Here is a 12155-nt window from a genome sequence, read left to right on the forward strand (position 1 = left end):
ATCTACTTCACGTTCGACGCCCGGTAGTTGCTAGGCGACGCCGAGATAGGCGGCGCGAATGCTGTCATCCTTCAACAGTTCTCGCGCGACGCCCTCGCGGGTGACGCGGCCGGTCTCGAGGATGTAGGCGCGGTCGGACCGAGTCAGCGCCTGCTGGGCGTTCTGTTCGACCAGCAGGACCGTGGTGCCCTGCGAGTTGATCTCGGAGATGATCTTGAAGATCTGTGAGATCACCATGGGCGCCAAGCCCATCGACGGCTCATCCAGCAGCAGCACCCGCGGCCGGGCCATCAACGCTCGTCCGATCGCCAGCATCTGCTGCTCACCACCGGACAGCGTGCCGCCGACCTGACTGCGCCGCTCCGCGAGCCGCGGGAAGGTCTCGAAGACCCAGTCGATCCGTTCGCGGTGCTCGTTTCGGTTCGCGAACTTGCGTCCGTAGCAACCCATCTCGATATTCTCGACCACCGTCATGCCCGGGAAGATGCCACGCCCCTCGGGTGCCTGGATCAAGCCGTCGGTGACCCGGCGGTGCGCCTTGACCTTGGAGATGTCCTGCCCGTGGAACCACACCGAGCCCGACGTCAGTGGGCGCAACCCGGAGATCGCCCGCATCATCGTGGTCTTGCCCGCACCGTTTGAGCCGAGCAGCGTGACCAGTTCGCCCTCGTGGACGATCAGCGAGACCCCGTGCAGCGCCTGGATTCTGCCGTAGTGCACGACCGCATTGCGCACCTCCAGCACAACGGGCCGCGGGTCCAGCTCGACGGCCCCGAGTGTCTCAGGCGAGTTCGTCATCGGGCACTCCCAGGTAGGCGGCGATCACCGCGGGATTCTCGCGGATGTCGGCGGGCAGCCCATCGGCGATCTTGCGGCCGAACTCCAACACCACGATGCGGTCGGTGACGCCCATGACCAGCCGCATGTCGTGCTCGATGAGCAACACCGTGTATCCGTCGTCGCGGATGGCCTGGATCAACTCGATGAGCGCGGACTTCTCGCTCGGGTTGAAGCCCGCGGCGGGCTCGTCGAGGCACAACAGCTTCGGCTCGGTGGCCAGTGCCCGGGCGATCTCCAGGCGCCGCTGGTCCCCGTAGGGCAGGTTCTTGGCCTTCTCCTCGCCACGGTGCGCGATACCCACGAACTGGAGCAGCGCCGCGGCGCGCTCGATGGCGTCGCGCTCCTCGCGCCGGTGTCGCGGCGTGCGGACCAGTGCGCCGGGTACCGAGGTCTTGTGCCGGGCGTCGGTGCCCACGACGACGTTCTCCAACGCCGTCATCTCGCCCCACAGGCGGATGTTCTGGAATGTTCTGGCGATGCCACGGCGAGTGATCTTGTGTCGCTTGATCTTGCCCAGCGGTGCGCCGTCGAAGGTCACGGTGCCCGACGTGGGCCGATACACGCCGGTGATCGCGTTGAAGCACGTAGTCTTGCCCGCACCGTTCGGGCCGATCAATCCGAGGATCTCGCCGCGCTTGATGTCGAACGTGACAGCGTCCAGAGCGGTCAGCCCACCGAACTTCACCGTCAGATCGTGTGTCTCCAAGAGCTTCTCACCCTCGGCCACCTGGACGTCGCGGTGCAGTGCGGCGAGTTCCTCGTCGATCAACGGCTCTTCGATCGGTGAGTCGGTCATGCTGCCGCCTTCGACTCGTCGGCGTTGCGCAACAGGTTCTTCGCGGACTTGCCGTAGGCCAACAACTGCTGCCGCACAGGGAACAGGCCCTGCGGACGGAAGATCATCAGCACCACGAGCGCCAGCCCGAAGAACAGGTACTTCAGGTCGCCCAGGTTGACCCCGAGGAACTCCACTCCCAGTAGGCGGTTCGGCAGGTAGACGATGATGAACGCACCGAAGATGACCCCCAGCTTGTTGCCCTGCCCACCGAGCACCACCGCGCACAGGAACAGCATCGAGTTGATGATGTTGAACGTCGGCGGTGCGACGTACTGCACCTGCCCGGCGTAGAGCGCACCGGACAGTCCGCCGATGGCCGCACCGATCACGAATGCCCACAATTTGAACCGGAACGTGTTGACGCCCATCACCTCTGCGGCGTCCTCGTCCTCGCGGATCGCCACCCAGGCACGTCCGACGCGGCTGCGTTCCAGGTTGCCGACCAGCAGCAGAATCCCGACCATCAGGACCAGCCCCAGCCAGAACCACCACGTGCCGTAATTGGCGTCACCGGCCGAGTTCCCGTTGGAGAACACACCCTCGGGCAGGCCCTCCTTCTCCCCCAGGCGCGGGTACGCGATCTGGTTGAGGCCGCGGGGACCGTTGGTGATGTCGGACAGGTTGTCGGCGAGCAGTCGGATGATCTCGCCGAACCCGAGCGTCACGATGGCCAGGTAGTCGCCGCGTAGACGCAATGTCGGCGTACCCAGGATGAGCCCGGCGAGGGCGGTGACCGCCATCGCCAACGGCACGCATGACAGCCACGCCCAGTCGGAGCTGAAGAACCCGCCCAGCCCCATGATGTTCCACGGGCTGTCCGGGCTGGTGAGCAGCGCGACGGTGTAGGCGCCAACGGCATAGAAGCCGACGTAGCCGAGGTCCAGCAGCCCCGTCTGGCCGACCACGACGTTCAATCCGATCGCGATGATGGCGATCATCGAGAACTGGGCCATCGTTCCGCCGAAGCTGATACCGGGCGTGTCCAGGAATCCAGGGGTGTAGAGCGGCAGCAGCGCCAGCAGGCCGAAGCCGATGACGCCGAAGCCCCACTTCTGCACCCGGCTCAGGCCCGCCCACCACTGCCTCAGGCCGTCACCCGGCGCGAGGAGGTTCCTGGTCAGGCCGCTCGATGATTCCGAGCCCTTCTCGCTGTGCCGGCTCATGCTCTCGCCTTCCCGAGACTCTCGCCGAGTATGCCGGTCGGTCGGATCAATAGCACCAGGACCAGCAGGACGAAGGCGACGACGTCGCGCCACTGGGTGCCGAACACCGCCTGCCCGTAGTTCTCCATGATGCCGAGTAGCAACCCGCCGAGCAGCGCGCCACGCAGGTTGCCGATGCCGCCAAGCACGGCAGCCGAGAAGGCCTTGATGCCCAGCAGGAAGCCGCCGGAGTAGATGATCCCCTGCGGCACCTTCAACGTGTAGAGCAATGCGGCAGCGCCTGCGAGCAGACCACCGATCAGGAAGGTGGTCATGATGATTCGCTCACGGGACACACCCATCAGCGTCGCGGTCGTCGGATCCTGTGCGACGGCGCGGATCCCGCGGCCGAACTTGGTGCGGTTGAGCGCCATGTCGGTGAGCAGCGCCAGCACGAGCGCGGCGACGACGATCACGATCGTGACGTTGGACACCGAGGCGCCGAAGATCGTGAACTGGGTCTTGGGCTGCACCAGGACGATTGGCTGTTGAGCGTTCGACCCGCCGTACCCGTCGATCAGGTGCGGCAGGATGAAGTGCACGAACTCCTGCAGCACGAACGACATTCCGATGGCGGTGATCAGGAAGGTCAGTGGACGTGCGTTGCGTCTTCGCAGGGGTCGGTAGGCGACGAACTCGAGACCCACTGCCGCAGAACCGGACACCAGCATCGCAAAGAGCATGGCGATGCCGAGGTACAGGACGGTCAGTGCGATGCCCTTGTTGTAGGCATTGCCGCTGGGGGTGAAACCCAGGATGACATCGAGGCAGAAATACGCACCGAACATTCCGAGCATGAAGATCTCGGAGTGCGCGAAGTTGATCAGCCGCAGCACACCGAAGACCAGCGTGTATCCGACCGCGACAAGGGCGTAGATGGCTCCCCACGCCAACCCGTCGATCGTGAACTGCCAGAAGCCGTTCAGCAGGTTATCGACATTGAAGTTGATGTTGGCTGCGGTGCAGACGTACTGACCCATGCAATCGGTCGGCATCCTGGGGCGGCTCCTTGCGACGAGTACGCGGCTACTTCAACAAGAACGCGTCCGGGACTGAGGTGTCCCGGACGCGTCTCGTCGTCGAATCTCTACTGAACCTTGAACATCCAGATCAGGTTGGTCGTGAGTTCCCCGGTGGGTGTCCACTGGTAGTTGCGGGCCACGCCCTGACCGTTGTAGTTGCGGACGAAGTCGAGCAGCGCCGGTCGGGTGATCGCACCGGAGTCGATGCCCTTCACCAGAATCGTGCCGAGGTCGTATCCCTCAGTGCTGTAGGTGCCGGGCTCGACGTTGAACTTCTTCTTGTACTCCTCGGCGAACGTCCCGGAGGCCGGACCGCACGGGCAGGACAGCAGGGCGTCCTTCGCGGACTCGCCTGCCTGATCGACGAACTGCTGATCCTTGGAGCCGTCGGCGCTGACGAACGTTGCCGTCACGCCGCCGTCCCTCAACTGCTGGACCAGTGGCGCCGCCTCCGCGTAGTAGCCGCCGAAGAACAGCGCGTCCGGGTTGGCTCCCTTGACCTGCGTCACCGCGGCGGAGAAGTCCTTGTCGCCCTTCTTGACCGAGATGTTGCACGTCGAGTCGGCCACCGGGCCGAGTGTCTCGCGCACCGCGGTGGCCAGACCGAGGCCGTAGTCGGTGCTGTCGTCGACCACGCAGATCTTCTTCAGACCCAGCGTGTTCTTCAGATAGTTGGCAACTGACGGGCCCTGCACGGCGTCGTTGGCCAGGCCGCGGAAGAAGGTCCGCCAGCCGTTCTCACTCAGCGTGGGGTTGGTCGCCGACGCCGTCGCCGCCACCAGGCCGGCCTGGTCGAAGACGGTGCCGGTGGCCTTGGTCTCACCCGAGAACGCCGGGCCAACGAGACCGATCGTGTACTGGTCGTCGACGATCTGAGGGGCGATCGCCGTCGCCTTCTGCGGGTCACCCTCGGTGTCGAACTTCTTCAACTGCACCTGGCAGCCCGGGTTCGCCTCATTGTGCTGGTCGATGGCCAACTGCACACCGTTGACGATGTTGATGCCCAGAGCGGCGTCCGGCCCGTTGAGAGCGCCAGCCATCGCGATGGACAGTGGTGGGCATGTCGCCTTCCCGTCGCCCCTGGGGTCGGCGGGAGTGGTTCCCTCCGCCGGCTTCACCTCGGCGCCGTTCTCGTCGATCTGGACCTGCTCGACGATCCTCAGGTTGGACTGCGACGCGCTCTCCTCCGGAGAGGACTGGTTGCAGCCGGCGGCAGCCAACACGACCAAGCCCGCGCTCCCGAGAGCAAATGCACTACGTGCCACGCGACTGCGCACGTCTCACCTCCGAGTCAGAGTTGTCATCCCCACCGTCACCACGACCGGATCGGCCGAGGCGCTGGTGCTTCGGGTAGCAACATAACCAACCCATGGCCCCAGTGCGTGCTGTTGAGGAATGCGACGCGCGCAAATATCGAACGAACGGCCGAAACGCCGTGTCATGAAACGCAGTCGTTACGCGTCGGGCGCTGGATCCAACGTCTCGAGGACCACTTCGGCGACCCGCTTCATCGTCGTGCGGCGGTCCATCGCGGCCCGCTGAATCCACTTGAACGACTCGGGTTCGGTCATCCCCTGCTTCTGCTGGAGCACACCCTTGGCCCGCTCGACCAACTTGCGTGTCTCGAGGCGGTCCGACAGCGTCGCGACTTCCTGTTCGAGCGCACTGATCTCACCGAACCGACTCAAGGCCAACTCGATCGCCGGAATCAGATCGGTGATCGAGAACGGCTTCACCAGATACGCCATCGCGCCGGCGTCTCGGGCACGCTCGACCAACTCGCGCTGCGAGAACGCCGTCAGCACCACGATGGGGGCGATGCGCTTGCTGGCGATCTCGGCGGCCGCGTCGATACCGTCGCGTCGGGGCATCTTGACGTCCATGATCACCAGGTCGGGCCGCAGGCTCTCCGCGAGATCGACGGCCTCCTGACCATCCCCCGCCTCGCCCACGACGTCGTATCCCTCCTCGCGCAACATCTCCGCGAGGTCGAGGCGAATGAGCGCCTCATCCTCGGCGATGAGAACACGGCGCGGCTTGTCGGCGTCCGACGGTGACCCGGTCATCCCGCCATTGTTCCGTGACTTGGCCAGATCAGCGACCTCGGGGGCGTGACGGGCCTCCTCGGGCATCCTCTAAGGTAGGAGTCCGCACCAGCTGAGCCCTCGTATCCCAACTGGCAGAGGAAACGGATTCAAAACCCGTACAGTGTGAGTTCGAATCTCACCGAGGGCACCAGAAACACCAGGTCAAGAATAGGTTTCCGCACCACCCGGCCAGCCCGCAGGATCTAGAATGCGCGCATGGCGGTCCGACGTGGAGCACGTGCAGGAGTGGAGGACCGGTGGCACCGGCCAGCCCGCAACAATGAAGCCGTCCTCTACCCCACCGATACTGTTCCGGGTCAGGCGTTTGGTGTACCGACCTCAAGCACGGCACCCCGGGCACATTGGTATGCACTGGCCGCCACGGTCAGGGTCAGCGCTGGCAAGCCCGGTGGGTGGCCGGCGGTGCCGAGCGGTCCAAGAGCTTCAGCAAGAAGGCCGACGCCGATCGGCACCTGCGCGGTGTCGTCGCTGACGTCGAGACCGGCACCTATGCCGACCCCCAGCGGTCGGCGGTCACGTTCGGCACCGTCGCCGAGTCCTGGCTGAAGACCAAGCAAGCGGCCAACCGCGCACCCAAGACCATCGCGGGATATAGAGGCCTCCTCGACGTGGTGATCCTGCCCAAGTGGCGCGATGAGCGTCTGCGCGACATCACCCACGAGCGCCTACAGGACTGGCTGACGTTCCTGGCCACCGATCCGGTGGCACGACAACACAAGAAGAAGAGCGACGAGACCGCAGGCCTGTCCCCCGCCCGGGTAATCCAGACTCACCAGGTGGTCAGTCAAGTGACGGGGTATGCGCTGCGGTCCAAGTACATCGCGGTCAATCCCGCCGATCACATCGAGCTGCCGAGCAAGCCCCAGAGCAAGGATCTGGCCCTCACTCACGACCAGGTGCACCGCCTAGCCGAGGAGACCGCCAGCGCACCGGTCCGACAGCGCAGCGACTTGCGCCATTCGCTGACCTCGCTGGCCGCTATGGTGCGGTTCCTCTCTTACTCCGGTCTGCGATTTGGCGAGGCTGCTGCGCTGCGGGTGGGCGACGTCGACCTACAGAAGCGCCGGGTAATGGTGGGCAAGTCGATCACAGGCGTGCGCGGTCAGGGCCGCATCGAGGGCGACACCAAGACTCACCAGAAGCGGTCGGTGCCGATCCTGACAACGGCGTGCGTCGAGGAGCTGCGCCAGGCCGTCGCTGGCCGAGATCCGTCCGAGTTTCTGTTCCCTGGCCCCGACGGCACAGCGATGACGGTCGGGTGGTTCCGCGTGCGGTTCGACAAGGCCGTGGCCAAGCTGGGCGTTGGAGGGGTCACTCCACACACGTTGCGGCATACCGCCGGTTCGCTCGCGCTGTCCGAGGGGGCCTCGGTCGTCACCGTTCAGAAGCTTCTAGGGCATCGCAACGCCACAACCACAATGAATGTGTACAGCCACATGCTGCCCGACGACTTCGATAACCTTGCTGCCGCAATGGATTCCGCGACACGCAACCCGGCCAACGTTGCGCCTGTTGACGCATAGCGCTGCAGTCGTGTTACCGTCGTAAACGTCCGGCCCCGAGCGCCTGGCAAACACACACACTCACGCACGTTGGTGTTGTTGTGTTTGGAGGTGGCCTCGAATGAGTGCCGACGTTGTAACCGTCTCCCCCGCCCTGCTGTGCCCGCATTGCCGCGCACTCCACGCCCTTGCTGACCCGCCCGATCGAATGACCACGGCGGAGGCCGCCAGGTACACAGGTCTGGCCGATGCGACCCTGCGGTACTACCGCCATGCGGGTATCGGCCCCGTGTCGTACCGATTCGGGTCTAAGGTCTTCTACGACCGGGCCGACCTCGACGCGTGGATGGCCGCGCAACGAGCCGCAAGTGTGCGCGGCGGTGCCGAATGATCGCCCGCCCCAACACCGATCAGGCTTACCGCGACGTCATCGAGGACCTCGGCCTGGCGGACCTCGACGACCGCACCGGTACCGGCGACAACGCCGAGCACCACGACGAAACGGTGGCGAGCTGATGCGCGCGGATGATGCACTCAAGTACGCGCTGACGCTCTTCGAGGAGCGCACGGAGTGGGCACACAGCACCGTCGCGGTGTGTGACGACGACGGCCACGACATCGGTTATTTAGACGCCGCTCTGTGCGAGGTTGAAGAACTGGCGATGCAGTTCGGTGACCCGCAGCGGTATTCGGACGGTCGACGTATCAAGTCCCGGGCGGAGATTCAGCCGGGATTCATCACCGAACACATCTGGCACCCCGATCCAGACCAGGAGAAGCCCAGGAGCTGGCACGGCAAGCTGCCGTCAGATCCTGGCGTGCCGTGCCCCGGTGTCTACGCGGTGGCCACTGGTCCGACCACGCAGACGATCAGCGTCCGTGTGATGTGGTCGGTCCTCGGAGGTGCGGAGGTGACCGGACCGTGACCGAGAATGCAGTGGGCCGCCCCGGTAGCGACACCGAGACGGCCCAGAAGTCCAACGCCAGCCAGACTGTTCACCACGATACCCCCGCCGGTCCCCGCCAGCCTGCGAGTAGCAACGCATCGGTCACGATCGAGCACCGGCTGCTGGCGCTGATGACTACGGCTGAGGCAATGGCGTTGGTGGCCGAAACCGGCGTCCAGGCCGAGGTTTTCGAGGACCTTGTCACGTGGGCCATGTTCGACTTCATGCAGAGGTATGCCAAGGACGGCACCCCGCCGACCGCGCTGGTGATGCAAACCGAGTTCCCCATGGTCCAACTCCCACGGGCCGTGGACGTCGAGGAGACCGCCCAGTATTGCTGCGACTGGCTGCGTCGGCGGTTCACCCAGAACAAGGTTCAGGACATCGCGCGCCAATCGGCCAAGATGATGACCGACGACCCCGCTGCCGCACTGCGCTTCATGGAGGAGCAGGCCAAGCGGGCACGCGAGCAGGCAGGCCGGACTGATGACGACAGGCCCAAACTGTGGAATGCCGCCGACCTGAGGGCCGCAGAACAGCCGCGCTGGCTGGCCAAGAACCGGCTGCCTCGGGGTGCGGTCAGCCTCCTGGTCGGCGATGAGGGTCTGGGAAAGTCGCTGTTCTGGGTCTACCTGGCCGCAGCGATCACCACGGGTAAGCCCTTGCTGGAGTTCGGAGTTCCCGCACGCGATCCCGGACACGTCTTCGTCGTGGTGACCTAAGATGACTGGTCGACCACGGTCCGGCCTCGGATGGAGGTGGCCGGGGCCGACCTGGCCCGGGTGCGCGTGATCTGTGCCGACGAGGACGGCAGCGGCGCACCGGAGTTCCCGCGCGATCTGCACTTGATCACCGAGGCCGATCCTGCACCGGCCCTGGTCGTCGTGGACGCGTGGCTGGACACCGTGCCCGCCAAGTTCGATGTGCGCAACCCTCAGGCGGCACGTCAGGCCCTGCACCCGTGGCGTGAGTTGGCGATCACCACCGACGCCGCCGTGTTCCTGTTGACCCATACCAACCGGGTGGCCAGCGCCAATGCTCGCGATAAGTACGGGGCCACGGGAGAACTGCGCAAGAAGGCGCGCATGACCCTGTTCGCCCAGCGCGACGACGACGGCAATCTGGTGATCGGACCTGACAAGGCCAACACCGCCAAGGCGGTCATGGCGTCACGGTTCACCGTGCAAGGTATCCAGTACTTCAGCCCCACTGAGGACCACGACGGCATGGTGCCGCTATTGGCCTTTGTCGGAGACAGCGACCAGACCGCCCAGGAACATATCGCCGCCGCGTATTCGACCGGCAAGAGGTCCAGCGAAGACGACAGCGCTACCGGCTGGCTGGCCACGTATCTGGCCGAGGGACCCAGGTGGTCCGCCGAGATGTTCACCGCCGCCGAGGAAGCGGGATTCAGCAGCGACAAGATCAAGCGGGCCAAGAAGTCGATCGGGGTCCGGTCGGTCAAGGGTTCATCCGGTGCTTGGTTTGCACGTCTTCCAGGTGATCAACGAGTTCTGCCGCGGAGTGACCGAGATCAGGACCAAGGGAGCACTGCCGAGGCGTCCGCGTGAGTGCCGCTCCCTTGCTCCCTTGATCCCAAGGGAGCACTCAAGGGAGCACTCTAAAAACTCTTCTACCAGCAAAGAGGGCAAGAGGGCGAATGGAGCGGGGTACGCGGCCCCGCTCCGTTGCGCTGCTCCCTTGGTTCCAATTCCTGGGCAAGGGAGCGCATTTACCCCCTGGCTGACTACAACCCAATCGCTTGGCCGCATCCACTGTGAGGACGACAAACTGATGAGCAACAACCCGATCAAGGCGTATGACCTCTTCCCTCGCCGGGGAGGATTCTCTGTCAAGACCGCTGATTACAACGGCACCACGTTCGCTGTGGCCGCTACGTCGGTACGCCAGGCTTACGCCCTGGCGTATCAGGACAGCTGGGTCAACCCCAACGACGACCGCCCGGTCGGCATTGTCTCGATCTACCGTGCCGGTACCGGCACGACGCTCTGGTGCGGATGCTCTGGCGACGATGTCACCGGTAGCCAGGTGCGGCACGGTGCTGGTATTACCGCGATTCGCAAGGCGATCCAGGCCCATCACTGCCCCCGGCAGGTGGTCGGTCTCCGGCAGCGCCTCCTGGCCGCTGCCACCGCATGCACCGCACAGCAGGAGGTCTGAGTATGTCCTGGACCACCGCCCTCTCCCTGTTCTACGGCAGTGCCGCCGCATACCTGCTCGCGCACCACAGCATTCAGCTGGCACTTGCAATCCGACGACCACCGACACTCCAACGAAAGGACACCTTGTGACTGACCATCTCTACCGCGTGCGCGTGATCGCGTTCCCCGAGGGCTCGACCAAGGTGGTGAACTACCCCGGCGACGAAGAACCCGACCATCGGGTTCCGGTGCCTGGCTGGGCACCGCCGGGCTGGAAGCCGGAGGGCGACTACATCAGGTTGGTCGGCACTGCCCAGTTTGTGTGGCCGTCCACGCGGCAGGTCTATCGCTCGCGATCGACGGCAAAGAGGCGCGCCGAGCTGCTGGAGTCTCTTGGGGCCACTGTGGTGATCGAGCGGTGCAACAAGATCGTCTGGCCGGAGCATCCACTCGATGAGGCCATCGAGCTTGTGACTGTGTGCCCGCAGAATGCTGTCCGCCGCAACGCTCCGGACGAGCGGGAAGACGGTGACAAGTCACCGATGGGCCGTCTGCGGCGTCGGTTGGAAGCCCATCAATAGTCACGTCCGCATTCGCTGCACCCGTTGAGTGGTTGCGGCTTGATCCCACAACGGGAGTGCGTAGGTTGACCTAGTTCTTGTTGAGGCCGAACTGCCGGGACATCAATACGTCCTTCCAGTAGGACTCTCGGGCCAGAACATGCTCGTCGGAGGCGCGCATCGACCAGAACTCCAACAATGCGAACCGCAGATTGGTCTGCGCGTACTCCGGACCCTTCTGGCCGACCAGCTCTCTAAGCGCGACGTTGCCACCGTGTAAGGAGTCGACGTACTGGCATAGGCGCGACCAGATGCCCGTGTCGCCGTAGGCCGAGCCGACGTAGGGCATCCCGGTCTGCAAGTCGTGGATGACGTACACACCCTTCATGTGCTGCAATGCGCCGCGCCAATCATGCCAGTCCTGTCGAACCGCGACCTCAAGCACACCAAGGGTGTGGTTGATGCTGTCATGTCCAGGGAATGGCTCTCCGGCGTAGGGCTGTTCGAGAATTGACCCAACCTCGATGTGGTCGAGGTGCGTCTCCATGTTGAGCCGAATCGCCCGGCCCGGTGGCTTGAAGTTCAACCACAGACGTTTGATGTAGGGACCCAGGAGGTCGTCTCGAAGCGCCAAGTCGTACGCATGAGAGTTCGGGACTTCGCGCCTGCCCACGACCTCGAAGACGCCCCCGAAAAGCCAGCGTGATGGGTCGTCTCGTTCGCGTGCCATCGAGAAGATGAGCTGTCGGTTGAATGCGTCATTGGATGGTCGCCACCGGCTCCACGTAACCCACTCTTCCCACGAACGGGTCAGGACATCGATCGGCTGATTTTCGCCGTTCCAGACGGCGCAATGGAGCTTGCACGACTTAGGGTCAAGGTCGCTGACGAGGCCTCGTAGAGGGATCGCTTCCACACCGCGCAGCCTACAAACGGAGACACCCACGTTGGTGTCAAATGGCCGACTGTCGGCT

Annotated in this window: 15 protein-coding genes and 1 tRNA gene; 9 read left to right on the plus strand and 7 right to left on the minus strand. The window is 64.5% G+C overall.

The window, feature by feature from the left end; genetic code table 11:
* Positions 1-30: 30 nt before the first annotated feature.
* From ABIA65_RS26820 to ABIA65_RS26845, 6 genes are all read right to left on the minus strand, one after another.
* Complete coding sequence (locus ABIA65_RS26820; RefSeq protein WP_354525443.1) at positions 31-798, minus strand: ABC transporter ATP-binding protein; 768 nt, start codon at positions 796-798, stop codon at positions 31-33.
* On the minus strand, positions 782-1636 hold the full coding sequence (locus tag ABIA65_RS26825) for an ABC transporter ATP-binding protein (RefSeq protein WP_241404951.1): 855 nt from the start codon (positions 1634-1636) through the stop codon (positions 782-784). Before ABIA65_RS26825 ends, ABIA65_RS26820 begins: the two co-directional genes overlap by 17 nt.
* Positions 1633-2841 carry a branched-chain amino acid ABC transporter permease gene (locus ABIA65_RS26830; RefSeq protein ID WP_354525444.1) on the minus strand — a complete coding sequence of 403 codons (1209 nt, stop codon included), beginning with the start codon at positions 2839-2841 and terminating at the stop codon, positions 1633-1635. Before ABIA65_RS26830 ends, ABIA65_RS26825 begins: the two co-directional genes overlap by 4 nt.
* Positions 2838-3875: a branched-chain amino acid ABC transporter permease gene (locus ABIA65_RS26835; protein ID WP_241404949.1), complete on the minus strand. Its 1038-nt coding sequence runs from the start codon at positions 3873-3875 to the stop codon at positions 2838-2840. The genes ABIA65_RS26830 and ABIA65_RS26835 overlap by 4 nt, the downstream gene beginning before the upstream one ends.
* 92 nt (positions 3876-3967) lie before the next feature.
* Complete coding sequence (locus ABIA65_RS26840) at positions 3968-5179, minus strand: branched-chain amino acid ABC transporter substrate-binding protein (protein WP_241404948.1); 1212 nt, start codon at positions 5177-5179, stop codon at positions 3968-3970.
* Positions 5180-5356: 177 nt separating this feature from the next.
* Positions 5357-5968: a two-component system response regulator PdtaR gene (locus tag ABIA65_RS26845; RefSeq protein ID WP_241404947.1), complete on the minus strand. Its 612-nt coding sequence runs from the start codon at positions 5966-5968 to the stop codon at positions 5357-5359.
* 95 nt (positions 5969-6063) lie between these two features.
* Between ABIA65_RS26845 and ABIA65_RS26850 the strand changes: the two genes are divergently transcribed.
* The 9 genes from ABIA65_RS26850 to ABIA65_RS26885 all read left to right on the plus strand — a co-directional run bounded on the left by ABIA65_RS26850 (position 6064) and on the right by ABIA65_RS26885 (position 11202).
* A tRNA-Leu gene (locus ABIA65_RS26850) sits at positions 6064-6140 on the plus strand.
* 262 nt (positions 6141-6402) lie between these two features.
* A complete protein-coding gene (locus ABIA65_RS26855) occupies positions 6403-7533 on the plus strand; it encodes a tyrosine-type recombinase/integrase (protein WP_354525445.1) in 1131 nt (376 codons plus the stop codon).
* A 100-nt stretch (positions 7534-7633) separates the two neighbouring features.
* Positions 7634-7903 (plus strand): helix-turn-helix domain-containing protein, encoded by a 270-nt coding sequence (locus ABIA65_RS26860; protein WP_354525446.1) that lies wholly within the window; start codon positions 7634-7636, stop codon positions 7901-7903.
* Complete coding sequence (locus ABIA65_RS26865; protein ID WP_354525447.1) at positions 7900-8028, plus strand: hypothetical protein; 129 nt, start codon at positions 7900-7902, stop codon at positions 8026-8028. The genes ABIA65_RS26860 and ABIA65_RS26865 overlap by 4 nt, the downstream gene beginning before the upstream one ends.
* Positions 8028-8438: a hypothetical protein gene (locus tag ABIA65_RS26870; RefSeq protein WP_354525449.1), complete on the plus strand. Its 411-nt coding sequence runs from the start codon at positions 8028-8030 to the stop codon at positions 8436-8438. Before ABIA65_RS26865 ends, ABIA65_RS26870 begins: the two co-directional genes overlap by 1 nt.
* On the plus strand, positions 8435-9181 hold the full coding sequence (locus ABIA65_RS33535; RefSeq protein WP_502919622.1) for an AAA family ATPase: 747 nt from the start codon (positions 8435-8437) through the stop codon (positions 9179-9181). The genes ABIA65_RS26870 and ABIA65_RS33535 overlap by 4 nt, the downstream gene beginning before the upstream one ends.
* A gap of 36 nt (positions 9182-9217) precedes the next feature.
* Positions 9218-10030 (plus strand): AAA family ATPase, encoded by an 813-nt coding sequence (locus ABIA65_RS33540; protein ID WP_502919623.1) that lies wholly within the window; start codon positions 9218-9220, stop codon positions 10028-10030.
* Between the two features lie 223 nt (positions 10031-10253).
* Positions 10254-10640, plus strand: a complete 387-nt coding sequence (locus ABIA65_RS26880) for a hypothetical protein (protein ID WP_354525450.1) — start codon at positions 10254-10256, stop codon at positions 10638-10640.
* Positions 10641-10767: 127 nt separating this feature from the next.
* On the plus strand, positions 10768-11202 hold the full coding sequence (locus ABIA65_RS26885) for a hypothetical protein (protein WP_354525451.1): 435 nt from the start codon (positions 10768-10770) through the stop codon (positions 11200-11202).
* A gap of 70 nt (positions 11203-11272) precedes the next feature.
* Here the strand turns inward: ABIA65_RS26885 and ABIA65_RS26890 are convergent, their stop codons facing one another.
* On the minus strand, positions 11273-11911 hold the full coding sequence (locus ABIA65_RS26890; protein ID WP_354525452.1) for a GIY-YIG nuclease family protein: 639 nt from the start codon (positions 11909-11911) through the stop codon (positions 11273-11275).
* Positions 11912-12155: the final 244 nt, after the last annotated feature.

The organism is Mycolicibacterium sp. 624 (assembly GCF_040548615.1).
Classification (GTDB): Bacteria; Actinomycetota; Actinomycetes; order Mycobacteriales; family Mycobacteriaceae; genus Mycobacterium.

Coding starts and splice junctions, on each gene's coding strand:
- ABIA65_RS26830 (WP_354525444.1), bottom strand. CDS start 2,841: ATGAGCCGGCACAGCGAGAAGGGCTCGGAATCATCGAGCGGCCTGACC.
- ABIA65_RS26890 (WP_354525452.1), bottom strand. CDS start 11,911: ATGGCACGCGAACGAGACGACCCATCACGCTGGCTTTTCGGGGGCGTC.
- ABIA65_RS26845 (WP_241404947.1), bottom strand. CDS start 5,968: ATGACCGGGTCACCGTCGGACGCCGACAAGCCGCGCCGTGTTCTCATC.
- ABIA65_RS26870 (WP_354525449.1), top strand. CDS start 8,028: ATGCGCGCGGATGATGCACTCAAGTACGCGCTGACGCTCTTCGAGGAG.
- ABIA65_RS26820 (WP_354525443.1), bottom strand. CDS start 798: ATGACGAACTCGCCTGAGACACTCGGGGCCGTCGAGCTGGACCCGCGG.
- ABIA65_RS26880 (WP_354525450.1), top strand. CDS start 10,254: ATGAGCAACAACCCGATCAAGGCGTATGACCTCTTCCCTCGCCGGGGA.
- ABIA65_RS26835 (WP_241404949.1), bottom strand. CDS start 3,875: ATGCCGACCGATTGCATGGGTCAGTACGTCTGCACCGCAGCCAACATC.
- ABIA65_RS26825 (WP_241404951.1), bottom strand. CDS start 1,636: ATGACCGACTCACCGATCGAAGAGCCGTTGATCGACGAGGAACTCGCC.
- ABIA65_RS26865 (WP_354525447.1), top strand. CDS start 7,900: ATGATCGCCCGCCCCAACACCGATCAGGCTTACCGCGACGTCATCGAG.
- ABIA65_RS26860 (WP_354525446.1), top strand. CDS start 7,634: ATGAGTGCCGACGTTGTAACCGTCTCCCCCGCCCTGCTGTGCCCGCAT.